Source organism: Sphingomonas aerolata (assembly GCF_003046295.1).
In the GTDB taxonomy this organism is placed as follows: Bacteria; Pseudomonadota; Alphaproteobacteria; order Sphingomonadales; family Sphingomonadaceae; genus Sphingomonas; species Sphingomonas aerolata.
On sequence record NZ_PZZN01000002.1, the window covers coordinates 107,686 to 128,844 of the forward strand.

Sequence of the window (21,159 nt, forward strand, 5' to 3'; positions counted from 1 at the left end):
TGGGGGAGGTCTTTGCCGCCACGGGCCTTAAACCCTATCTCGGTGGGATCAACTACGGAGCATACGAATGAACCACGATAGCGACACGCTGGACACACTCGACGATGCCGTAGCGGCGCAGGCCTTTCGCCGGCTGATCCGCCACCTGCGCCACCGCGACGATGCGCAGAATATCGACCTGATGGGTCTGGCGGGATTCTGCCGCAACTGCCTGTCCGACTGGGTCGAGGAGGCCGGTGGTCTCGACAAGGATGCGGCACGCGAGGCTGTGTACGGCATGCCCTATTCGCAGTGGAAGGCGCAGCACCAAGGCGACGCCACGCCCGAGCAGCTCGAGCGGATGAAGGCCAGCGTCGCCAAGAATGCGGTCGTCTGACCCGGGGTCGCTTGAGCCGCGAACGGTTACCGCCTAGACGCGGCGCCGCACTTGCAGCGGCGCGATTCATCGGCGGTCCTTGGACCCCGGTCGCCGCATGCGGGTCTGTGTTTCGAGCGAATGGGGACGAGTATCATGACGGACGAACGCCAACACGGCATGGGCGGCGGCGCGGTCGCAGCGGACGAACTGCGCCTGCTGATCGAGCGCGCCGAGCGTCTCGAAGAAGAGAAGAAGGGTATCGCGGACGACATCAAGGACGTGATGGCCGAGGCCAAGGGTCGTGGCTACGACCCCAAGGCGATCCGCAAGATCCTGTCGATCCGCAAGAAGAAGAAGGAAGAATATCAGGAGGAGGAGGCGATCCTCGAAGTGTACCTCCAGGCACTGGGGATGATCTGAGGATCGGTCTCTGCGCGGTGTCTCCCTCGCGATGCGTCATCGACGCCGGGGTGGACGCCGCGTCAACGTCGACGCGGTACCGGTGAGCCATGCTCGTATCGATCGCTGCGGCGTCATTTCTGTTTCTGTTGATCAACGCGGTCACGGTCGCCGCGTTCGCGCTGGACAAGCGCCGATCGCGCGGCGGCGCATGGCGCATCCCCGAATCCCGTTTGCTCTGGTTCGCAGCGCTCGGTGGCAGCCCCGGCGCCTTCTGGGCGCGCCGTCGTTTTCGCCACAAGACCCGCAAGCAGCCGTTCGTCGGCCGGCTGCAGATGATCGCGATCGTGCAGATCGGCGTGGTCGCCGGACTGGTCTTCGCTTTCGCGTTCTAATTAAGCCGCCTCTGCCGGCAGCGTCGTCCAGCCGAGTCCCGGGATCGTGATCGAGCGCTTGCCCGCCAGGTCTGTGCGGCAGACGATCAGGTTGCGGCTCTCGATATAGCCGATCAGGCGCTTCACCCGGCCAAGCGAGCTGGTGCCATAGGTCGCGGCGATGCGCGCGTCTGAGGGGCAGGGTTCGCCCTCGCGTGCGGCGCGTGCGACCAGCAGGAACGCGCCGAGCATGTCGTCGGGCAGCCCGCTGGCGACATCGAGCGCCGCGGTCCACGCCTCGTCGGTCATGTCGAAGATCCCGGCGCGTGCGCAGCTCAGCCGGCGGACGAAGCCCGGCAGATCGAGCGGGGGCTTGGCGAGGCCGCCCATCCGGCATCGCACCTGGAAATCCTGGAACAGCACCGAGGGCGGGCGCAGCATCGATTCGGGATCCTCGACGATCGCGCGGAACACGTCGGCATAGACCGCCTCGACCTCGTCGTCGGTCTTCTCGGGCGGCGGGGGCGCGGCGGTGCGCGGCTCGGGCGGGCGGGCGATACCGTCGAGCAGTTCTTCCGCCGGCACGCGCCGCGGCCGCGAATCGAAGAGCAGGCCGAGTTCGGGCGCGTCGACCACGGGCTCGGAGAGCAGGTCCTGCAGGTCCATCGGCGCGGCGCTGGGCAGCGGGGTCAGCTTGGGGCTGCCGCTGCGCGCCGAGGTGGCGACGTCGCCGATCTTCACGGTGATGGGGCGGCGCGAGACCGCGGGGCCGAGCGCCATGAAGGTGCCGCGCTGGAGGTCGCGGATCGCCTCCGCCTGACGCCGCTCCATGCCGAGTAGATCGGCGGCGCGTGCCATGTCGATGTCGAGGAAGGTGCGGCCCATCAGGAAGTTCGACGCTTCCGCTGCGACGTTCTTCGCGAGCTTCGCCAGACGCTGGGTCGCGATCACGCCGGCGAGACCACGCTTGCGGCCGCGACACATCAGGTTGGTCATCGCCGCGAGCGAGGCACGGCGTACCTCTTCGGACACTTCGCCGCCGGTGACGGGCGCGAACATCTGCGCTTCGTCGACGACCACGAGCACCGGATACCAATGCTCGCGCGGGGCATCGAACAGCGCGGAGAGGAACGACGCGGCACAGCGCATCTGCCCTTCGACCTCGAGTCCCTCGAGGCTGAGCACCGCGGACGTCCGGTGTTCGCGCAGGCGGGTGGCGATGCGCGCGATCTCGCGTTCGCTATAGTCGCCCGCCTCGATCACGACATGGCCATGCGGGCCCGCGAGCGTCACGAAATCGCCCTCGGGATCGATCACGATCTGCTGGACATGCCCCGCCGACCGTTCGAGCAGGCGGCGCAGCAGATGCGATTTTCCCGATCCCGAATTGCCCTGCACCAGCAGGCGCGTGGCGAGAAGTTCCTCCAGGTCGACGCCGACGGCCGTACCATTGCCGTCGGTGCCCATATTCACGCTAACCGTCATGCCGCGCGTTTGGCAGGTGCGGGCGCATCGGGGCAAGGAGTCTTTCGCGGGTCTCGTCGCAAGCGCGGTTTTGCGCGCTGGCTTAATCCGCAATCGCGGTTACGCCTTTCGCCATGGCTACATCCTCTCCGCTCGACGATCTCTCGCACCGCCTGCTCGGCAAGCCCCCCGGCGAGCTCAACGACGAGCAGCGCCGCGTGCTCGCGGGGATCGAGGCGGGGACCACGGTCAGTCGCGACGCCGCCGACCTGGCCGACGAACGCGCGACGTTCGGCGAGCGGCTATCGGACCGGGTTGCGGCGGTCGGTGGGTCGTGGGGGTTCATCATCGCGTTCACTGCGGTGCTGCTCGGCTGGATGATCCTCAATTCGGACATCCTCACCCATTTCAACGCGGCGTTCGATCCCTATCCCTACATCTTCCTCAACCTGCTGCTGTCGACGGTCGCGGCGATCCAGGCGCCGATCATCATGATGAGCCAGAACCGGCAATCGGCGAAGGACCGGCTCGCCGCGAGCCTCGATTACGAGACCAATCTTCGCGCCGAGCTCGACATTTTGCGCGTGCATCACAAGATCGACCATCTGGTGCTCGCGCGGCTCGACGCGATTGAGGGAAAAATCGATGCTCTGGCGAAATCGGGTGCCGGAGCCTAAGAGCGGCGCATCAGCTATAGAGGCACAGATGGCAGGCCATTCCAAATATAAGAACATCATGCATCGCAAGGGTGCGCAGGACAAGAAGCGCTCGTCGGCGTTCAGCAAGCTCAGCCGGGAAATCACGGTCGCGGCCAAGATGGGCCTGCCCGATGTTGACATGAACCCGCGCCTGCGCGCCGCGGTGAACGCGGCCAAGGCGGCGTCGCTGCCCAAGGAGAACATCCAGCGCTCGATCGACAAGGCGAGCCGCGGCGATGCCGAGAATTACGAAGAGATCCGCTATGAGGGCTTCGGGCCGGGCGGCGTGTCGCTGATCATCGAGGCGCTGACCGACAACCGCAACCGTACCGCAACCAACGTGCGCGTCGCGGTCGGCAAGAATGGCGGTAACCTAGGTGCCGGCGGGTCGGTCAGCCATGCGTTCGACCGCGTCGGGCTGATCTCCTATCCGGCGAGCGCGGGCGATGCCGACACGGTGTTCGAGGCAGCGCTCGAGGCGGGCGCCGAGGACGTGACGTCGAGCGAGGACGGGCACGAGGTCTGGACCGCGCAGGGCGATCTGCACGAAGTCGCCAAGGCGCTCGAGGCGAAGCTCGGCGAGGCCGAGGGCGCGAAGCTCGCCTGGCGTCCGCAGACGATGGTCGCGGTCGATGCGGACGATGCGGCGACGTTGTTCAAGCTGATCGACGCGCTCGACGATGACGACGACGTGCAGACGGTGTGGGGCAATTACGAGATCTCGGACGAGATCATGGAGACGCTGGGTTGATTCGTTGGGGTTGAGATGAAGAAGGTGTTTTCACGCGGAGACGCGGAGGCGCGGAGAGTTGCCCTGCGCGGGTTCGTCTTCCGCGTCAGCGGCCTATCGCCGATCGGCCAGCCCGACGGCATGAAGGTCGCGCTGACGCGCGACGGCCGCAAAATGCGCACCCCCTCCGCGTCTTCGCGTCTCCGCGTGAACCCACCTTATTCCCTATGATTATTCTAGGACTCGACCCCGGCCTCGGCACCACGGGCTGGGGTGTCATCCGTGCGGACGGTAACCGGCTGAGCCATATCGCCAATGGCCAGATCAGGACTGATCCCTCGATGGCGCTGCCGCGGCGGCTGACGGCGCTCTACTCCGCATTGCTTGACGTGATCCGCGCCGAGCGGCCGGATGGCGCTGCGGTCGAGGAGGTGCTCGGCAACGCCAATGCGCAGTCGACGCTGAAGCTGGGGCAGGCGCGCGGCGTGGTGCTGCTCGCGGCGGCGGGGGCGGGGCTGCATATCGGCGAATATCACCCCTCGACCGTCAAGAAAGGCGTCGTCGGCACCGGCGGCGCGGACAAGAAACAGATTCAGGCGATGATGGCGGTGTTGCTGCCCGGCGCGAAACTCGCCGGCCCCGACGCCGCCGATGCGCTGGCGGTGGCGATCACGCATGCGCATCATGTCGCGAGCGCGGCGGCGCTGTCGCGACGCACGGGAGTAGGCGCATGATCGTCCATCTGAAGGGCCGGCTCGACTCGACCGGGATCGACCATGCGGTGATCGACGTCGGCGGGGTCGGCTATCTGGTCGGCGCGTCGGCGCGCACGCTGTCGGCCCTCGGGCCGATCGGCGAGGCCTGCACCGTCTTCACCGAACTGCTGGTCGGCGAGGATTTCCAGCGGCTCGTCGGATTTTCGAGCGCGGACGAGCGCGACTGGTTCCGGTTGCTGACTGCGGTGCAAGGCGTCGGCGCGCGGGTTGCGCTCGCGATCCTGTCCGCGCTTGAACCCGTCGACCTGTCGCGCGCGATCGTCAGCGGCGACAAGGCGATGGTCGCGCGCGCGAACGGCGTCGGGCCGAAGCTCGCCCAGCGTATCGTCATGGAATTGAAGGACAAGGTCGGCGGGATCGCGCTCGGGCTCGGGCCCGCGGTGGTCAATGCGGCGCCAGGGGCGTCGGCGGATGCGGTGTCGGCGATGCTCAACCTGGGGTTCCGGCCTGCCGAGGCGAGCGTCGCGGTGGCGGCGGCGGACGAGGAACTGGGGCCGGGCGCGACGCTCGACGCGCTCGTCCGGCTGGCGCTGCGCAAGGCGTCGAAGCCCTAGCCTCAGTCGGTCTTCGGCCGTTTGGCGGACCGGCGGGGCGCGGGGCCGGGGCCGAACGCGTCGAGCGCATCGGCATTGGTGCGGCCCCAGTCGTAGAGCAGATTGACCGGCTCGACGAACCGCCTGCCGAGCGGCGTCAGACTATATTCGACCGCGGGGGGCATCGTCGCGAGCACGTCGCGCAGGATCAGCCCGCTGGTTTCCATGTCGCGCAGCGTCTGCGTCAGCATCTTCTTCGAAATGCCGGGCAGGCTGCGGTGGAGGACGCCGGTGCGCGCGCCGCCCTCGTGCCGCGCGTCGAGCGTGTGGAGGACCATGCTCGTCCATTTGGTCGCAAACAGGTCGAGCACCCGGCGCGGAGCGCAGTCCTCACGCCAGTCGTCGGTCACGGGGGCAGGATCGTGATCGGGGGGCGTGGTTGTCATACTGGGTCCCTGAACGTCACTGGGTCCCGAAAGGTGCCCGGGGCCCCGAATGGTGCCGTCTAGAACGCGTCGCGGGCGATGCCTAGCTACTGCGTTCAAGTGAAACGGAGAATGACGATGGCCCGGACGGCATTGGTGGTTGGCACGAGCGGTATTGTCGGCAGCGCGACGGCGGCGCTGCTGATCGAACAGGGATGGACGGTCCATGGCCTTGCGCGGCGTCCGTCCGCCCAGCCCGGCGTGCACCCGGTTGCTGCCGACCTGAGCGACGCTGCGGGTACCGCCGCCGCGCTGAAGGATCTGGCGCCCGACGCGGTGTTCGTCTCGACCTGGTCGCGCCAGGCGACCGAGGCGGAGAATATCCGCGTCAACGGCGCGATGGTCCGCAACCTGCTCGACGGCCTGCGTCCCGCCAAGTCGGTGCGGCATGTCGCGCTGGTGACGGGCCTGAAGCATTATCTCGGGCCGTTCGAGGCGTATGGTAAGGGTGTGCTGCCGCAGACGCCGTTCCGCGAGGAGCAGGGCCGGCTCGAGGTCGAGAATTTCTATTATGCGCAGGAGGACGAAGTGTTCGCGGCGGCCGAGCGCGACGGCTTCAGCTGGAGCGTGCACCGTCCGCATACGGTGATCGGCAAGGCGGTCGGCAATGCGATGAACATGGGGACGACGCTGGCGGCCTATGCGACCCTGTGCCGCGAGACCGGGCGGCCGTTCCGCTTTCCGGGATCGGCGGCGCAGTGGAACGGGCTGACCGACATGACCGACGCGCGTCAGCTCGCGGCGCAGCTCGTCTGGGCGACGACGACGCCCGAGGCGGCGAACCAGGACTTCAACATCGTCAATGGCGACGTGTTCCGCTGGAGCTGGATGTGGTCGCGGATCGCCGAATGGTTCGGGATCGAGGCGGCGCCGTTCGACGGGACGGTCGTGCCGCTCGAGGAGCAGATGGCCGATGACGCGGTCGTGTGGCAGCGGATCGCCGAGCGCGAGGGGCTGGTCGAGGTCGATCTCACGCGCCTCGCCTCGCCGTGGCACACCGATGCCGATCTCGGCCGGCCGATCGAGGTCGTCACCGACATGGGCAAGAGCCGGCGGATGGGCTTTACGCGCTATCAGCCGACCGACGACGCGTTCTTCGACCTGTTCGCGCAGCTCCGCGCGGACCGGCTGATCCCGTGAATTCGGTAGGCCGGTCGGGCGGGACGCGCGCGACGGGGTGACAGGGGCGGGCGTGAACGGGTAGGGAACGGGCTTGATGACCGATGCCGAACGCCTGCTCACGCCAGCCCGCCGCCCCGAGGACGTGGATGCGGCGCTGCGCCCCAAGAATCTCGACGAATTCGTCGGGCAGAAGGCCGCGCGCGAGAATCTGCGGATCTTCATCCAGGCGGCCAAGGCGCGCGGCGATGCGCTCGACCATGTGCTGTTCTTCGGGCCGCCGGGGCTCGGCAAGACCACGCTCGCGCAGATCGTCGCGCGCGAAATGGGGGTGGGGTTCCGCGCCACCTCTGGGCCGGTGATCGCCAAGTCGGGGGACCTTGCCGCGCTGCTGACCAATCTCGAGGATGGCGACGTGCTGTTCATCGACGAGATCCACCGGTTGCAGCCCGCGGTCGAGGAGGTGCTGTATCCGGCGATGGAGGACCGCGCGCTCGACCTGATGATCGGCGAGGGGCCCTCGGCACGCAGCGTGCGGATCGACCTGCCGCGCTTTACTTTGGTCGGCGCGACGACGCGGCAGGGGCTGCTGACGACGCCGCTGCGCGATCGCTTCGGCATCCCGGTGCGGTTGCAATTCTATACCGTCGACGAGCTCGAGCGGGTGGTGACGCGTGCGGCCGGACTGCTCGGTCTCGCGATTTCGAAGGACGGGGCGATGGAGGTGGCGCGGCGCGCACGCGGCACGCCGCGGATCGCCGGGCGGCTGCTCCGCCGGGTTCGCGACTTTGCCGACGTCGCGGGCGCCGAGATCGTCGATGCGCGCACCGCGGACGCCGCGCTCAACCGGCTCGAGGTCGATGCGCTGGGGCTCGACGCGATGGACCGGCGCTACCTGATGATGATCGCCGACATTTATCGCGGCGGGCCGGTCGGGGTCGAAACGCTGGCCGCGGGCCTCAGCGAACCGCGCGACACGATCGAAGAGGTGATCGAGCCCTATCTGATCCAGCTCGGCCTCGTCGCGCGTACCGCGCGCGGGCGGTGCATGAACGCGGGCGGGTGGAAGCATCTCGGACTTAACCCCCCGGTCGGGAGCCAGGACGGGCTGTTCGACGTTTGAGGCGGGGCATGCAGCAATGACGATCGACCGGGCTTGCGCAGAAGAATACTTTTGTTGCGTGGCACCCAAGCGCTTGATCTGGTAGCTCCTCCCCATGCCCGTTTCGGCCGCCGCCTCCGCCCGCGAGATCCTCACCAGCCTTCACGACGTGATGGCCGCGCGCACAACCGCGCAAGCCAAGCTCAATTCGGTCGTCGGTATCATCGCCGCGGCGATCGATAGCGAGGTCTGTTCGATCTACCTCCTGCGCGAAGGCGTGCTCGAGCTGTTCGCGACGCGCGGCCTTGCGCAGGAGGCGGTGCACGTCACCAAGCTGGCGCTGGGCGAGGGGCTGGTCGGCACGATCGCGCAGCAGGTCGAGGTGCTCAATCTCGACGAGGCGGCGAGCCATCCCGATTTCGCCTACAAGCCCGAGACCGGCGAGGAGCGCTATCACAGCTTTGCCGGGGTACCGATCATCCGGCGCGAACGCGCGGTCGGCGTTCTTGCAGTGCAGCATGCCGAAACGCGCAAATATCAGGACGTCGAGATCGAGGCGCTGCAGACCGTCGCGATGGTGCTAAGCGAGCTGATCGCCAATGCCGGGCTAATCGACACCGCGGGCGGCGGGTCGGATCGCCCGCAATCGACCGCGGCGATGCGGATCCCGGGGCAGAAGCTGGTCGACGGGATGGGTGCGGGCTTTGCCGTGTTCCACCAGCCGCGCATCCATATCGAGCATACCGTCGCCGAGGACACCGATGCCGAGCGGCACCGTGTCTATGCCGCGTTCGACAAGATGCGCGAAGGCATCGAGCGGATGACGCGCGAGGCCGAGTTCGGCGTCGGCGGCGAGCATGAGGAGGTTCTCGAGACCTACAAGATGTTCGCCTATGACGAGGGCTGGGCGCGGCGGATCAACGAGGCGATCGATTCCGGCCTGACTGCGGAGGCGGCGATCGAGCGCGTCCAGCAGCGCACCCGCCAGCGGATGCGGCAGATCGACGATCCGCTGCTCGCCGACCGGATGCACGATCTGGAGGACCTGGCGAACCGTCTGCTGCGGATCGTGTCGGGCCAGATGGGTACCGCGGCGCAGATGGGGCTCAGGCAGGACACGATCCTGATCGCGCGCAATCTGGGGCCGGCCGAGCTGCTCGAATATGACAAGCGCCGGTTGAAGGGCGTGATCCTCGAGGAGGGATCGCTCACCGCGCACGTGACGATCGTCGCGCGGGCAATGGGCGTGCCGGTGCTCGGCCGTGTCCGCGACGTCCGCCGGCTGATCGCCGAGGGCGACCTGCTGCTGCTCGACAGTGCCGACGCCAATGTGTTCGCGCGACCCTCCGCGGCGATGGAGGAGGCGTTCGAGGCGCGGCTTGCGCTGCGGCAGAAGCGCAGGGCGGCGTTCGCGGCGCTGCGCGACGTGCCGCCGATCACGAAGGATGGCCACCGGCTGACGCTGATGGTCAATGCCGGGCTGCGCGACGATGCGGCCGCGCTCGACATCACCGGTGCGGACGGCATCGGCCTGTTCAGGACCGAGTTCCAGTTTCTCGTATCCGCGACGCTGCCGCAGCGCGAGCGGCAGCAGCGACTGTATCGCGAGGTGCTGGAGGTAGCGGGCGATCGGCCGGTGATCTTCCGGACCGTCGATATCGGCGGCGACAAGGCGCTGCCCTATCTCAACAAGGCCGCCGCGGATGAGGAGAATCCGGCGATGGGCTGGCGCGCGCTGCGGCTGGGGCTCGAACGCGACGGGCTGATGAAGGTGCAGGCGCGCGCGCTGCTGGAAGCGGCGGCGGGGCGGACGCTCAACGTCATGTTCCCGATGGTCAGCGAGCCCTGGGAGTTCGACGAGGCCAAGGCGCTGTTCGAGGCGCAGCGGAGCTGGCTGGCGGGGCGCGGGCGCAAGCTGCCGACGACGATCCGCTACGGCGCGATGCTCGAGGTGCCAGCACTTGCCGAGATGCTCGACATCCTGCTGCCCAAGATCCAGTTCCTGTCGGTCGGCACCAACGACCTGACACAGTTCCTGTTTGCCGCCGACCGCGCCAATCCCAAACTCGCCGAGCGCTATGACTGGCTGAGCCCGTCGATCCTGCGGTTCCTTGCTCGGCTCGTCGAGCCCGCGCGCGCCGCCGGTGTCGATCTCGGCGTATGTGGCGAGATGGGCGGGCGGCCGCTCGAGGCGATGGCGCTGGCGGGGATCGGGATCGACCGGCTGTCGATCACGCCGGCGGCGGTCGGGCCGATCAAGGCGATGGCGCGCTCGCTCGATCTGGCGGCGATCACCGCGAAGATGACGGCCCTGCTCGCCGATCCACCGCGCGACATGCGTGCCGTGCTGACCGACTGGGCAACGGAAAACGGGGTCGAGCTGGCCTGATGCGCGGGTTTCGCTAGGGCCTTCGCGTTGACATGGGTTATTGGCTCTGGAACATGACCCGCCTTGATGGGCGCGCGCTACAGCCCATAATCGGAGACAAGAATGGACGACGTCGCAACCGGGCAGATCCCTCCGCCCGCCTCGCCCGAACGGGCCGGCGATATCCTGCGTGCAACGCGCGAGGCACAGGGGCTGACGATCGCCGATGTCGGGGGCCGGACGCGCGTGCCGCTGCGGCATCTCGAGGCGATCGAGGCGTCTGATTACGCGACTTTGCCGTCGTCGACCTATGCGGTCGGGTTCGCCAAGGCCTATGCCCGCGCGGTCGGCGCGGACGAGGTGCGGGTGGCCAATCTCGTGCGCGCCGAGCTCGGCAAGATCGTGCGCCGCACGCCCGAATACGAACCCTATGAAATGTCCGATCCGTCGCGGGTACCGTCGCGCGGCGTGGCGGTGATCGCGCTCGGCATCGCGCTGGCCGTGCTGATCCTGGTCGGCATCTGGTACGGGACCGACCTGTTCCGTGGCGGCGCGACCACGTCCGGGTCTGCGGCGGGATCGGTGGCGACGGTCGCCGAAGTGCCCAGCCCGACGCCGGCCTCCCCCGCAGCGACGCCCGCGGCGCCGGCGCTGGAGACCGGGCAGGTCACGCTTGCCGCGACCGACGAGGTGTGGATGCGCGTCTATGATGCCGACAACAAGACGCTGTATCTGGGGACGATGAAGGCCGGCGACCGGTTCGACGTACCGCGCGACGCCAAGGATCCGATGATCAATGTCGGACGCCCGGACAAGCTGACGGTCACGCTTAACGGCTCGAACGTGCCGCCGCTGGGAACCGGCGAACGCGCGATCAAGGACGTCCGCGTCGGCGCCCCGGCGATCGCCGCACGGCTCAACGGCGCGCCTGCCGTGAGCGGTGGCGATGCCGCTGCCGAGGGGGCGCCGGGCAATGCATCGGGAACGCCTTAAGGCTGGCGACAGGAATGATGTTGCAGCTATATCGCTCGTCTTATCCAGTGCCCCGGGGGGTATAGCCCATGCATAAATCCATCATCGTCGGCATCCTGCTTGCCGGTGCATCGCTGCCCGTCGCGGCATCCGCGCAGTCGAACGTCGAAGGTCGTGTCGGCAAGCTCGAAAGCGAGATGCGCGCGGTCCAGCGCAAGGTGTTCCCGGGCGGGGCAGGGCAGCTGCTGCAGCCCGAGGTGACGGGTCCGCAGACGACTGCAGGCCCCGGTCCTGGCACGCCCGCCACCAGCGCGGTCGCCGATCTGGCGCAGCGCGTGACCTCGCTCGAACAGCAGATTGCGTCGATGACCGGGCAGGTCGAGCAGACCGAGTACAAGATCCGCCAGCTGCAGGAGCAGTTCGACGCGTATCGGCGCGCGACCGACGACCGGATGAAGCTGATCGAGACGGCCCGGACGAACAGTGCGCCCGGTGCAGCCGGAACGGCCGTCGAGGGCACGGGTGGTCCGGACGAGGACGCTGGGCCGCCGGCGCGGCCATCGGGGGCCACCGCCGCCGCGCGGCCAGCAAACGCGGTCGAGAAGCCGTCGACCGGCAATCCGGCCGAGGACGAGTATCTCTACGGCTATCGGCTGTGGGCGGCCAAGAGCTATGCCGAGGCGCAGACGCAGCTGAAGAAGGTGGTTGCGACCTATCCGAAGGACCGGCGTGCGAGCTATGCGCAGAATCTGCTTGGCCGCGCCTATCTCGACGAGGGCAAGCCGAGCCTCGCGTCGATGGCGTTCTACGACAATTACAAGAAGATGCCCGATGGTGAGCGGGCGTCCGAAAGCCTCTATTATCTCGGCCAGTCGCTGACGAAGCTGAACAAGTCCGCGGATGCGTGCAAGGTGTATGACGAGCTCAACGACGTTTATGGCGCCAAGCTCTCACGCGACATGACCGCCAAGGTCGCTGCCGGACGCGCCGCCGCCAAATGCAAGTAAGCGTGCATCGCGGCGTGTGGTGGCCGGCAGGATGAGCGATCCTGTCCTCACCGAGGAGGCCCAGCGTTTTGCAGCGGAGGTCGCAAGGCTTGGCGCGGGGCTGACATCGCCCGTGCTCGCGGTGTCGGGCGGACCCGACAGCATGGCGATGTTGACGCTTGCGCAGGAATCGCTCGGGACCGGTTTCACCGTGGCCAGCGTCGATCATCGTCTGCGCCCCGAAGCCGCGGGCGAATCGGCGATGGTGGCGGCGCATTGCGCGACGTTCGGCATCCGCCACGCGACGCTGGCGCCGACCGAGCCGATCACCGGGGCGAGCATCCAGGCGCAGGCGCGCACTGTCCGCTATGCGCTGCTCGCGGACCATGCGCGCGCGATCGGTGCGGGATGCGTGCTGACCGCGCACCATGCCGACGATCAGGCCGAGACGTTCCTGATGCGCGCCGCGCGCGGATCGGGACTGGCGGGGCTGGCAGGCGTGCGCGCCCGGACCGAGGTCGCTGGCATCCCCGTCATCCGGCCGCTGCTCGACTGGCGCCGGGCGGAGCTTCGCGCGATCGTCCGCAGGGCCGAGGTGCCGTTCTTCGACGACCCGTCGAACCACGATGATCGGCATGACCGCACGCGGTTTCGTCGGCTGCTCGGCGCGAACGAATGGCTCGGCACCCCCAATCTGGCGCGCGCAGCTGCGGCACTGGCGGAGGCGGATGCCGATGTTCGCGCGGCGGTCGAATGGCTCTGGGCCGACCGTGCGAAGGTCGCGGCGGGCGAGGTCCGGCTGACCGTCGGCGACGTGCCGCGCGAGTTGTTGCGCCGCATGGTCCGGCGCGCGATCGGCGTGGTGCGCGACGCGGTGACGGAGGCCGCACGCAACGATGCCGGGCAGGACACGGACGCCACGATCGAGGGCGACTGGAGCGCGGCGGTCAATATCGAACGGCTGCTCGATGCGTTGATCGCGGGCAAGCGCGCGACTCAGGCGGGGGTGATCGCATCGCCCCGCGCGGGCGTCTGGCGCTTCCGCCCCGCGCCGCCGCGTCGCTCGGTGTAGATTCGTCCCGCGCGGACACATTGATTGCTGCCAAGTCGCGGCTTGTTCCATTGCCATTAACCTGCGCGCGCTTATCTTGTAGGTTCGAAAGGTATCCGGCACCCATGAACGACAATGACAATCGAGGGGACAACCGCGGCAACAAGCCACAGGGCCCCGAAAATGGCAGCCCGTGGATGAAGAGCCTGCTCATTTGGGTAGGCATTCTCGTCGCGTTGGCGCTGTTCGTGACCATGTTCGACGGCCGCACCGCGACCTCGAGCGGCAACACGATCGCCTATTCGGCGTTCCTCGACAAGGTCGACGAGGGCACCGTCAAGGACGTGAACATCTCGCGCGACATCATCTCGGGTACGTTGTCGAGCGGCGAGAAGTTCAAGGCCTATCCGATCCAGGACGCGACGCTGGTTCCCAAGCTGCGCGAAAAGGGCGTGGCGATCAGCGCAAAGCCTGAGGAAGGGCCGTCGATGCTCGCCCTGCTCCTCTATCAGTCGCTGCCGTTCCTGCTGTTCCTGGGCATCGCCTTCTTCGTCCTGAAGCAGATGCAGAAGAATTCCGGGTCGGGCGCGATGGGCTTCGGCAAGAGCCGCGCGAAGATGCTGACGCAGAAGGAAGGCAAGGTCACCTTTGCCGACGTCGCGGGCATCGACGAAGCGCGTGAGGAGCTGGAAGAAATCGTCGAGTTCCTGAAGGACCCGACCAAGTTCGCCCGCCTCGGCGGCAAGATCCCCAAGGGCGCGCTGCTGGTCGGCTCGCCCGGTACCGGCAAGACGCTGCTCGCCCGCGCGATCGCAGGCGAGGCGGGTGTACCGTTCTTCACAATCTCGGGCTCCGATTTCGTCGAGATGTTCGTCGGCGTCGGCGCGAGCCGCGTCCGCGACATGTTCGAGCAGGCCAAGAAGTCCGCGCCGTGCATCGTCTTCATTGACGAAATCGATGCGGTCGGTCGTCATCGTGGCGCCGGTCTCGGTAATGGGAATGACGAGCGCGAGCAGACGCTGAACCAGTTGTTGGTCGAGATGGACGGCTTCGAGGCCAACGAAGGCATCATCATCATCGCCGCGACCAATCGTCCCGATGTGCTTGATCCTGCGTTGCTGCGTCCGGGCCGCTTCGATCGTCAGGTCGTTGTGCCGCGCCCGGATATCGAGGGCCGGATCAAGATCCTCGAAGTGCACATGAAGAAGGTGCCACTGGCACCCGACGTCGACGCCCGCGTCATTGCGCGCGGTACGCCGGGCTTCTCGGGTGCCGATCTCGCCAACCTCGTCAACGAGGCGGCGCTGCACGCGGCACGCAAGGGCAAGCGCCTGGTGGCGATGGCCGAATTCGAGGAGGCCAAGGACAAGGTCATGATGGGCGCAGAGCGTCGCTCCATGGTCATGACCGACGACGAGAAGCGGATGACTGCCTATCACGAGGCCGGCCATGCCGTCGTCGCGATGCATGAGGCCGCGTCGGATCCGATCCACAAGGCGACGATCATCCCGCGCGGTCGTGCGCTGGGCATGGTCATGCGTCTGCCCGAGCGTGACAGCTACAGCTATCACCGCGACAAGATGTACGCGAACCTCGCGGTGTCGATGGGCGGTCGCGTCGCCGAGGAGGTCATCTTCGGCTACGACAAGGTCTCGTCGGGCGCGAGCGGCGACATCCAGTACGCCACGGGTCTGGCACGCGACATGGTCACGCGCTGGGGTATGTCGGACAAGGTCGGCCCGCTCGAATATGGCGAGCCCGAGGGTGAATCGTTCCTCGGTTACTCGTCGAGCCGTCCGTCGCGCATGTCGAACCAGACCGCGCAGCTGATCGACGACGAGATCAAGCGGATCGTCGAAGGCGGTCTCGATCGTGCCAAGCAGGTGCTGAGCGATCATGTCGACCAGCTCCACACGGTTGCGGGCGCGCTGCTCGAATATGAGACACTGACCGGTGACGAGATCAAGCAGCTGATCGCGGGCGAAGATCTCGACCGGCCGGATCCGGGTGCGAAGGCGAGCCTCGTACCAAAGGCGGGGACGTCGATCCCCAAGACCCGGCGACCCAATGGGCCGTTCGGAACGCCCACCCCGCTAGGCGCCTGATCCGGTTCAGCGGCTAGTCAGCTAAATGCCTCCATGGGCGGTCTTTTCTTCGGAAAGGCCGCCCATGTCGTATGTGCTTCCCAAGGCCGTGATTGCCGCGATGCTCGTGGGCGGGATGGCGATGCCCGCGTCCGCGGCGATGACCGTGGGGACGTTTCTCGCCCGCGCCAATGCTTTGCGTGATCAGGGGCCGATGGCGCTGATGTCGCCCGATTTTCCCGCGCTGAAGGCCGAGGCGAAGGCCGCGACGACGCAGTTGAAGGCCGAGCGTGCGGCACGCGCCGCGGCCGGCAAGCCGCCGATCGCCTGCGTCCCCGAGGGGGAGTCGGTGGGGATCATGGACATGCTCGACGGCCTGTCGGACTTGCCGGCGAGTTATCAGAAGCGGCCGTTGAAGGACGGCTATGCGCGCGTGCTGGCAAACTTATACCCTTGTCGGTGATCGGGTAAGCCGGACGCGGGGAGGGGCTCGTCGAGGCGAAGCCGAGCAACCGCTGGCGGCCAGGTCTACTCCGTCAGGCCGTGCAGCAGGATCAGCACAACGAACGCAATCAGCACAGTGAACGCGAAGGTGAGCAGCGCGACGGTACGCCAGCCCGCGGAAACCTTGCCTAGCGTATAGGCACCACGGAGCTGCGCGAACATGTGGACGGGCGGGACGAGCAACGCCGCCATCACGATCCACCCGCTCGCCAGCCCCGCCATGCCGCCGAGCATCAGCGCGATCACCAGCAGCATCATGAACGCCAGCGAATAGGTCACGAAGACCGCGTGATCGTAGAGATGGTGCTTGCGGCGCCACAGGAACAGCAGCGCCATGAACGGCACCGAGAGCGGGATCAGTCCCCAGCTATATTTATACGCGCTCGACTGGAGTTTGTAGATCATCAGGCCGGGATTGGCGTTCGCCTTGGCGATGCCGTGGTCGAGCAGTGGCCAGCCGGTCTTCTTCACGTCGGTGAAGGTGAAGTCGTCCGTGTCGCGTCTGGTCGTGCCGCTTGCGCTCGTCAGCGCTCGGATGCTGCCGCGCAGGACGAGTGCCTGCGTATCGAGATCGGTGGTCGACTGACCCGTGCGCACCGCGATCGCGCGGTCCCGCTCGATGCGGGCAAGGTCGCCACGGGCCTCGTCCAGCCCGTGTGCGAGTTCGGCGCGGTTGCGCGTCGTGGGGGCGGCGATCTGCTCGGTTATCTCGCCACCGACCACGCCGATCGTCGCGAACATCAGGAAGACGGTGAACAGGAACAGCGCGAGCGGCGAGACGAACCGCGCGCGCTCGCCGTTGACGTAGCGCCGGGTGAGCGTGCCGGGATGCAGGACGAGCAGCGGCAGCGTGCGCCAGATCTTGCCCTCGAAATGGAACACGCCGTGCGCGATCTCATGCCCGATCGCGCCGAGTGACCGGTGGACATGCGCGGCCTGACCGCAGGCATGGCAGTGCGCGCCGATCAGCGCGGTGCCGCAATTGAGACAGAGCGCGCCCGGTGCATGCGTTCTGCCGATTGCGGTCGATTCGCCAGCACATCGTTCGAACGCGCGTCCGACCAATGCCCCCGTGGCGATGTCCGCCGCTGCCCCCATGTCCCCGTTCATAACGCAAGCGTAACGCAGCCCGGGCGTTGGCGCGAGTCGGTTTGGCGTGATAGTCGGATGGCATGACCGACCTTCCCGGCGCCGAGACGCACCCCGCAACCCTGATCGCCGACATGGGCGCGCGCGCGCGCGTCGCATCAGGCGTCCTCGCGGCGCTGCCGACTCCGCGCAAGGCGGCAGCGCTGGTGTCTGCGGCGGCAGCGCTGCGCGACGCGGCGGCGACGATCGAGGCGGCGAACCGCGAGGATATGGCGCGCGCGGCCGCCGCGGGGCTGTCGGGGGCGCTGCTCGATCGGTTGCGGCTCGATCCCGGGCGGATCGCGGCGATGGCGGACGGCGTCGCCGCGGTCGCCGCGCTGGCCGATCCGGTCGGCCAGATCATGGATTCGCGCGCACGTCCCAATGGCCTCGTCCTGAGCCGGGTCCGCGTACCGATCGGCGTGATCGGGATCATCTATGAAAGCCGGCCGAACGTGACCGCCGACGCCGCCGCGTTGTGCGTGATGGCGGGCAATGCCGCGATCCTGCGCGGCGGATCGGAAGCCGTCGCGAGCAATCGCGCGATTCACGCCGCCCTGATCGAAGGCCTCGCCGCGGGCGGGGTCCCCGCGGATGCGGTGCAGCTGGTCCCGACCACCGACCGCGCGGCAGTCGGCGCGATGCTTAAGGCAGTCGGCGCGATCGACCTGATCATTCCGCGCGGTGGCAAGAGCCTGGTCGCGCGTGTCCAGGCCGAGGCGCGCGTGCCGGTGCTCGCGCATCTCGACGGGATCAATCATGTCTATGTCGATGCATCCGCCGATCCCGCGATGGCGGCGGCGGTGGTGGTCGATGCGAAGATGCGCCGGACCGGCATTTGCGGCGCGATGGAAACGCTGCTGATCGACCGCGATTATGCGGCGGCGGCGGTGCTGATCGAGCGGCTGGCGGCGACGGGATGCGTCGTGCGTGGTGATCCGGACGCCTGTAAGCTGGTGCCCGAAATCGCGGCGGCGGACGCGGCGGACTGGGATACCGAATATCTCGACGCGATCGCCGCGGTCGCGATCGTCGACGGGCTGGACGGCGCGGTCGCACATATCGCGCGGCACGGGTCGCACCATACCGATTCGATCGTCGCGGCGGATGTGGACGTCGCCGAGCGGTTTCTCGCGCAGGTCGACAGCGCGATCGTGCTGTGGAACGCCTCGACCCAGTTTGCCGATGGCGGCGAATTCGGGCTGGGCGCGGAGATCGGCATCGCCACGGGGCGGCTCCACGCGCGCGGCCCGGTCGCGCTGGAGGGGCTGACGACCTACAAGTGGATCGGGCGCGGCACGGGGCAGGTGCGCGGGTGAGGTGTCGGGCCGATCGGCGTCGCGCGTGACGCCATGACCCGCATCGGCATTCTCGGCGGTTCGTTCAACCCGGCACACCGGGGGCACCGCGCGATCACGCTGTCGGCGATCGAGGCGCTCGCGCTCGACGAGGCGTGGTGGCTCGTCTCGCCGGGCAATCCGCTGAAAGAGGCGGCGCGCGACATGGCGCCGCTGGCGGCGCGGCTCGCCTCTGCCCGGCGGATGGCGCGGCGCGCCCCGATCCGCGCCACCGATATCGAGACCCGGCTCCACACCCGCTACACGCTTGACACGATCCGCAAGCTCAGGCGGCGCCATCCGAAGATCCGCTTCATCTGGCTGATGGGCGCGGACAATCTCGCCGACTTCCACCGGTGGAAGAACTGGCGCGCGATCGCCCGCGAGGTTCCGATTGCGGTAATCGCTCGGCCGGGATATGACGGGCGCGCCCTCGCGGCCCCCGCGATGGGTTGGCTGCGGCGCTTCCAACGGCGCACAGACCATGCGAAGAGCTGGACGACGTGGAGATTGCCGGCCCTTGTGCTGTTGCGCTTCCGACCCGACCCGACCTCCGCAACCGGCCTGCGCGCCGAAAATCCCGACTGGTTCCAGCATGTTGCCGGGCCGGTAACCTGACCCAGGAGCTGACTTGGCCACTTCCCCTACTGCCCCTCGCGCGACCGACCCCGAAGAGGTTGAGGCGCTGCATCGCCTGATCCTCGCGTCGCTCGATGACGACCAGGCGGTCGAGACCATCTCGATCCCGCTCGCGGGCAAGACGAGCATCGCCGATTACATGGTGATCGCCAGCGGCCGTTCGACCCGCCAGGTCGCCTCGATGGCACAGAAGCTGGCCGAGCGTATCAAGGCCGAGTTCAAGCGTCCGGTAAAGATCGAGGGGCTGCCGACCGCGGACTGGGTCCTGATCGACGCCACCGACATCATCGTCCACCTGTTCCGCCCCGAAGTCCGCAGCTTCTACAATCTCGAGCGGATGTGGGCGTTCGGCGATGCGCCGACGCCGCCGACCGCTCCGTTCGCCGACCTGTCCGACCAAGACTGACCCGGGTGCGCGGGCGATGCTGCTGCATATCGTCGCCCGTGGCCGAATCGGGCGATCGCCCGAAGCCGAACTCGTCGATCGCTATCTGAAGCGGATCGCCTGGCCGACCAAGGTGTCCGAGCTTCCCGACACGGGGGGGCGGATTCCCCCGGTCGGCGACCAGACCCGGCGGATCCTGCTCGACGAGAAGGGCGACGTGCTGTCGTCCATGGCGTTCGCGCGCGTGCTCGAGCGGTGGCGTGACGACGGCGTGCGCGAGGCCCGGTTCATGATCGGTGCGGCCGACGGGTTCGACGACGCCGCGCGCGACGAGGCCGACCTGCTGGTCTCCTTCGGCCGCGCGACCTGGCCGCATCTGCTCGCGCGGGCGATGCTCGCCGAACAGCTCTTCCGTGCGACGAGCATCCTGGCCAACCACCCGTATCACCGCGAAGGCTGATCGTGCGGATCACCGCGTCATCGCGCCTGTCATCGGCGGTGCTGTTGCTGTTCGCGGCAGTCGCCCTTGGTCTTGCCGCCACCCCGCGCGCGAGCGCGGCGGCGACACCGCAGCAGCGACTGATCGAGGCAAGGCGCGGCGCGCGGATCGCGGCGATACGCGCCGAGCGTCTGGCCGCCGCCGCGTCGCAGGAGCGCGATGCGGCCGAGCGCGCCAGGGCCGAGGCGCGCGCAATGGCGGCAAGGATCGACGCGACCCGCGCCGATATCGCCGCCGCACGGATCCGCCTCGCGATCCTCGAACAGTTGCTCACCGAACAACGCGCGGCCCTGGGCGTCGTCCAGTCGCCGATCGCGCGGTTGCTGGCGGCGCTGCAATCGCTGGCGCGGCGGCCGACGATCGTCGCGGTCGCACAGCCCGGATCGGTCGATGATCTGGTTCATGTCCGCGCGGTTCTGGGCACCGCCTTGCCCGCGGTCCGGCTACGGGCCGACGCGGTGCGCACCGCGCTCCGGCGGACCCGGCGCCTGCAGGCGGGCGCAGCGCAGGCGGCACGCGCGCTGCGTGACGGACGGATCCGGCTCGAGGCACAACGCGTCGCGCTCGCCAAACTCGAGGCGACGCATCGCCGTCGCAGCCAGGCCCTGGGGCGCGGCGCGATCGGCGAATCCGATCGCGCGATCGCGCTGGGCGAGCGCGCGCGCGACCTGGTCGACAGCCTCGCCGAGTCGGGCAGTGCGGAGGCCACCGCGCTCGACCTGGCGGCGCTGGCAGGGCCGGTGGCGCGGCCGCTTGCCCCCGGCAGCATCCCCGCCGCCCGTGTCCGCGGTGCCTATCGCCTGCCCGTACGCGGTCGGCTCGTCACCGGCTTCGACGCGGTGTCCGATGTGGGCGTGCGATCGCGGGGCCTGACCTTTGCGGTCGCGCCGGACGCGCGCGTGGTCGCGCCGGCGGCGGGCATCGTCCGTTACGCTCGGGCGTTTCGCGGTTATGGCCGGATCGTGATCCTCGATCACGGCAATGGCTGGACGACGCTGTTGACCGGGCTCGCCGAAACCGGGGTGAGACCGGGCGTCCGCGTCGCCGCCGGATCGCGGATCGGCACCGCGCCGGGGGGCGAGGATCCGCTGATCACGGTCGAGCTTCGGCGGCGCGGGCGACCCGTCGACGCGGCCGCATTGATCGGCTAATCAACGACGAACCGGTC

24 protein-coding genes are annotated in these 21,159 nt (G+C 68.2%); 21 read left to right on the forward strand and 3 right to left on the reverse strand.

The features are described from left to right. The first annotated feature begins 67 nt into the window (after positions 1 to 67). From C8J24_RS07895 to C8J24_RS07905, 3 genes are all read left to right on the forward strand, one after another. Entirely contained in the window at positions 68 to 376 is a 309-nt protein-coding gene (locus tag C8J24_RS07895) for a DUF1244 domain-containing protein (RefSeq protein WP_031440324.1), read from the forward strand. Positions 377 to 535: 159 nt separating this feature from the next. After that, the gene (locus C8J24_RS07900) at positions 536 to 778 is read left to right on the forward strand and encodes a DUF2312 domain-containing protein (protein WP_197975315.1); all 243 of its coding nucleotides are present in this window, start codon (positions 536 to 538) and stop codon (positions 776 to 778) included. Positions 779 to 867: 89 nt separating this feature from the next. After that, positions 868 to 1,152, forward strand: coding sequence for a DUF1294 domain-containing protein (locus tag C8J24_RS07905; protein WP_107931583.1), 285 nt, complete (start codon positions 868 to 870; stop codon positions 1,150 to 1,152). On the opposite strand, the gene C8J24_RS07910 is transcribed toward C8J24_RS07905, so the two are convergent. Continuing rightward, positions 1,153 to 2,616 (reverse strand): helicase HerA domain-containing protein, encoded by a 1,464-nt coding sequence (locus C8J24_RS07910; protein ID WP_107931585.1) that lies wholly within the window; start codon positions 2,614 to 2,616, stop codon positions 1,153 to 1,155. A 113-nt stretch (positions 2,617 to 2,729) separates the two neighbouring features. On the opposite strand from C8J24_RS07910, the gene C8J24_RS07915 reads away from it, so the two are divergent. The 5 genes from C8J24_RS07915 to ruvA are packed head-to-tail and all read left to right on the forward strand — an operon-like array spanning position 2,730 to position 5,353. Then, entirely contained in the window at positions 2,730 to 3,272 is a 543-nt protein-coding gene (locus C8J24_RS07915) for a DUF1003 domain-containing protein (protein ID WP_107931587.1), read from the forward strand. Between the two features lie 28 nt (positions 3,273 to 3,300). After that, on the forward strand, positions 3,301 to 4,044 hold the full coding sequence (locus tag C8J24_RS07920) for a YebC/PmpR family DNA-binding transcriptional regulator (protein ID WP_031395214.1): 744 nt from the start codon (positions 3,301 to 3,303) through the stop codon (positions 4,042 to 4,044). Between the two features lie 15 nt (positions 4,045 to 4,059). Then, entirely contained in the window at positions 4,060 to 4,254 is a 195-nt protein-coding gene (locus C8J24_RS07925; RefSeq protein WP_107931589.1) for a hypothetical protein, read from the forward strand. Then, entirely contained in the window at positions 4,251 to 4,757 is a 507-nt protein-coding gene (ruvC, locus tag C8J24_RS07930) for a crossover junction endodeoxyribonuclease RuvC (RefSeq protein WP_107931591.1), read from the forward strand. Before C8J24_RS07925 ends, ruvC begins: the two co-directional genes overlap by 4 nt. Next, positions 4,754 to 5,353, forward strand: a complete 600-nt coding sequence (ruvA, locus tag C8J24_RS07935) for a Holliday junction branch migration protein RuvA (RefSeq protein WP_107931593.1) — start codon at positions 4,754 to 4,756, stop codon at positions 5,351 to 5,353. Before ruvC ends, ruvA begins: the two co-directional genes overlap by 4 nt. A 2-nt stretch (positions 5,354 to 5,355) precedes the next feature. Here the strand turns inward: ruvA and C8J24_RS07940 are convergent, their stop codons facing one another. Then, on the reverse strand, positions 5,356 to 5,778 hold the full coding sequence (locus C8J24_RS07940) for a winged helix-turn-helix transcriptional regulator (RefSeq protein WP_107045069.1): 423 nt from the start codon (positions 5,776 to 5,778) through the stop codon (positions 5,356 to 5,358). Positions 5,779 to 5,895: 117 nt separating this feature from the next. Between C8J24_RS07940 and C8J24_RS07945 the strand changes: the two genes are divergently transcribed. The 8 genes from C8J24_RS07945 to C8J24_RS07980 all read left to right on the forward strand — a co-directional run bounded on the left by C8J24_RS07945 (position 5,896) and on the right by C8J24_RS07980 (position 15,962). Further along, positions 5,896 to 6,957, forward strand: a complete 1,062-nt coding sequence (locus C8J24_RS07945; RefSeq protein ID WP_107932682.1) for an SDR family oxidoreductase — start codon at positions 5,896 to 5,898, stop codon at positions 6,955 to 6,957. A 76-nt stretch (positions 6,958 to 7,033) separates the two neighbouring features. Further along, complete coding sequence (gene ruvB, locus C8J24_RS07950; protein WP_031440317.1) at positions 7,034 to 8,059, forward strand: Holliday junction branch migration DNA helicase RuvB; 1,026 nt, start codon at positions 7,034 to 7,036, stop codon at positions 8,057 to 8,059. 94 nt (positions 8,060 to 8,153) lie between these two features. Continuing rightward, positions 8,154 to 10,427, forward strand: coding sequence for a phosphoenolpyruvate--protein phosphotransferase (gene ptsP / locus C8J24_RS07955; RefSeq protein WP_031396191.1), 2,274 nt, complete (start codon positions 8,154 to 8,156; stop codon positions 10,425 to 10,427). Positions 10,428 to 10,529: 102 nt separating this feature from the next. Further along, on the forward strand, positions 10,530 to 11,399 hold the full coding sequence (locus C8J24_RS07960) for a helix-turn-helix domain-containing protein (RefSeq protein WP_107931595.1): 870 nt from the start codon (positions 10,530 to 10,532) through the stop codon (positions 11,397 to 11,399). A 68-nt stretch (positions 11,400 to 11,467) separates the two neighbouring features. Beyond that, a complete protein-coding gene (locus tag C8J24_RS07965) occupies positions 11,468 to 12,385 on the forward strand; it encodes a tol-pal system YbgF family protein (RefSeq protein ID WP_107931598.1) in 918 nt (305 codons plus the stop codon). 31 nt (positions 12,386 to 12,416) lie between these two features. After that, entirely contained in the window at positions 12,417 to 13,436 is a 1,020-nt protein-coding gene (gene tilS, locus C8J24_RS07970) for a tRNA lysidine(34) synthetase TilS (RefSeq protein ID WP_107931600.1), read from the forward strand. 104 nt (positions 13,437 to 13,540) lie between these two features. Further along, positions 13,541 to 15,520 carry an ATP-dependent zinc metalloprotease FtsH gene (ftsH, locus tag C8J24_RS07975; RefSeq protein ID WP_031396187.1) on the forward strand — a complete coding sequence of 660 codons (1,980 nt, stop codon included), beginning with the start codon at positions 13,541 to 13,543 and terminating at the stop codon, positions 15,518 to 15,520. 64 nt (positions 15,521 to 15,584) lie between these two features. Further along, complete coding sequence (locus C8J24_RS07980; RefSeq protein ID WP_236559115.1) at positions 15,585 to 15,962, forward strand: hypothetical protein; 378 nt, start codon at positions 15,585 to 15,587, stop codon at positions 15,960 to 15,962. A 65-nt stretch (positions 15,963 to 16,027) separates the two neighbouring features. On the opposite strand, the gene C8J24_RS07985 is transcribed toward C8J24_RS07980, so the two are convergent. Next, a complete protein-coding gene (locus C8J24_RS07985; RefSeq protein ID WP_107931602.1) occupies positions 16,028 to 17,113 on the reverse strand; it encodes a DUF3667 domain-containing protein in 1,086 nt (361 codons plus the stop codon). A gap of 62 nt (positions 17,114 to 17,175) precedes the next feature. On the opposite strand from C8J24_RS07985, the gene C8J24_RS07990 reads away from it, so the two are divergent. Genes C8J24_RS07990 through C8J24_RS08010 form a run of 5 tightly spaced genes read left to right on the forward strand, consistent with a single transcriptional unit; the run spans position 17,176 to position 21,142 of the window. Further along, the gene (locus C8J24_RS07990; RefSeq protein WP_107931604.1) at positions 17,176 to 18,450 is read left to right on the forward strand and encodes a glutamate-5-semialdehyde dehydrogenase; all 1,275 of its coding nucleotides are present in this window, start codon (positions 17,176 to 17,178) and stop codon (positions 18,448 to 18,450) included. A 33-nt stretch (positions 18,451 to 18,483) separates the two neighbouring features. Next, on the forward strand, positions 18,484 to 19,086 hold the full coding sequence (locus tag C8J24_RS07995; protein ID WP_107931606.1) for a nicotinate-nucleotide adenylyltransferase: 603 nt from the start codon (positions 18,484 to 18,486) through the stop codon (positions 19,084 to 19,086). A gap of 13 nt (positions 19,087 to 19,099) precedes the next feature. After that, positions 19,100 to 19,513, forward strand: a complete 414-nt coding sequence (gene rsfS, locus C8J24_RS08000; RefSeq protein WP_031395980.1) for a ribosome silencing factor — start codon at positions 19,100 to 19,102, stop codon at positions 19,511 to 19,513. Positions 19,514 to 19,529: 16 nt separating this feature from the next. Then, positions 19,530 to 19,952, forward strand: a complete 423-nt coding sequence (locus tag C8J24_RS08005; protein ID WP_031395979.1) for a 23S rRNA (pseudouridine(1915)-N(3))-methyltransferase RlmH — start codon at positions 19,530 to 19,532, stop codon at positions 19,950 to 19,952. A 2-nt stretch (positions 19,953 to 19,954) separates the two neighbouring features. Further along, complete coding sequence (locus tag C8J24_RS08010) at positions 19,955 to 21,142, forward strand: murein hydrolase activator EnvC family protein (protein ID WP_244180564.1); 1,188 nt, start codon at positions 19,955 to 19,957, stop codon at positions 21,140 to 21,142. Positions 21,143 to 21,159 lie beyond the last annotated feature (17 nt).

Bases quoted from the DNA above. Each gene is read 5' to 3' on its own strand.
- C8J24_RS07895 (WP_031440324.1), top strand. From the start codon at position 68: ATGAACCACGATAGCGACACGCTGGACACACTCGACGATGCCGTAGCG.
- C8J24_RS07900 (WP_197975315.1), top strand. From the start codon at position 536: ATGGGCGGCGGCGCGGTCGCAGCGGACGAACTGCGCCTGCTGATCGAG.
- C8J24_RS07905 (WP_107931583.1), top strand. From the start codon at position 868: ATGCTCGTATCGATCGCTGCGGCGTCATTTCTGTTTCTGTTGATCAAC.
- C8J24_RS07910 (WP_107931585.1), bottom strand. From the start codon at position 2,616: ATGACGGTTAGCGTGAATATGGGCACCGACGGCAATGGTACGGCCGTC.
- C8J24_RS07915 (WP_107931587.1), top strand. From the start codon at position 2,730: ATGGCTACATCCTCTCCGCTCGACGATCTCTCGCACCGCCTGCTCGGC.
- C8J24_RS07920 (WP_031395214.1), top strand. From the start codon at position 3,301: ATGGCAGGCCATTCCAAATATAAGAACATCATGCATCGCAAGGGTGCG.
- C8J24_RS07925 (WP_107931589.1), top strand. From the start codon at position 4,060: ATGAAGAAGGTGTTTTCACGCGGAGACGCGGAGGCGCGGAGAGTTGCC.
- ruvC (WP_107931591.1), top strand. From the start codon at position 4,251: ATGATTATTCTAGGACTCGACCCCGGCCTCGGCACCACGGGCTGGGGT.
- ruvA (WP_107931593.1), top strand. From the start codon at position 4,754: ATGATCGTCCATCTGAAGGGCCGGCTCGACTCGACCGGGATCGACCAT.
- C8J24_RS07940 (WP_107045069.1), bottom strand. From the start codon at position 5,778: ATGACAACCACGCCCCCCGATCACGATCCTGCCCCCGTGACCGACGAC.
- C8J24_RS07945 (WP_107932682.1), top strand. From the start codon at position 5,896: ATGGCCCGGACGGCATTGGTGGTTGGCACGAGCGGTATTGTCGGCAGC.
- ruvB (WP_031440317.1), top strand. From the start codon at position 7,034: ATGACCGATGCCGAACGCCTGCTCACGCCAGCCCGCCGCCCCGAGGAC.
- ptsP (WP_031396191.1), top strand. From the start codon at position 8,154: ATGCCCGTTTCGGCCGCCGCCTCCGCCCGCGAGATCCTCACCAGCCTT.
- C8J24_RS07960 (WP_107931595.1), top strand. From the start codon at position 10,530: ATGGACGACGTCGCAACCGGGCAGATCCCTCCGCCCGCCTCGCCCGAA.
- C8J24_RS07965 (WP_107931598.1), top strand. From the start codon at position 11,468: ATGCATAAATCCATCATCGTCGGCATCCTGCTTGCCGGTGCATCGCTG.
- tilS (WP_107931600.1), top strand. From the start codon at position 12,417: ATGAGCGATCCTGTCCTCACCGAGGAGGCCCAGCGTTTTGCAGCGGAG.
- ftsH (WP_031396187.1), top strand. From the start codon at position 13,541: ATGAACGACAATGACAATCGAGGGGACAACCGCGGCAACAAGCCACAG.
- C8J24_RS07980 (WP_236559115.1), top strand. From the start codon at position 15,585: ATGTCGTATGTGCTTCCCAAGGCCGTGATTGCCGCGATGCTCGTGGGC.
- C8J24_RS07985 (WP_107931602.1), bottom strand. From the start codon at position 17,113: ATGAACGGGGACATGGGGGCAGCGGCGGACATCGCCACGGGGGCATTG.
- C8J24_RS07990 (WP_107931604.1), top strand. From the start codon at position 17,176: ATGACCGACCTTCCCGGCGCCGAGACGCACCCCGCAACCCTGATCGCC.
- C8J24_RS07995 (WP_107931606.1), top strand. From the start codon at position 18,484: ATGACCCGCATCGGCATTCTCGGCGGTTCGTTCAACCCGGCACACCGG.
- C8J24_RS08005 (WP_031395979.1), top strand. From the start codon at position 19,530: ATGCTGCTGCATATCGTCGCCCGTGGCCGAATCGGGCGATCGCCCGAA.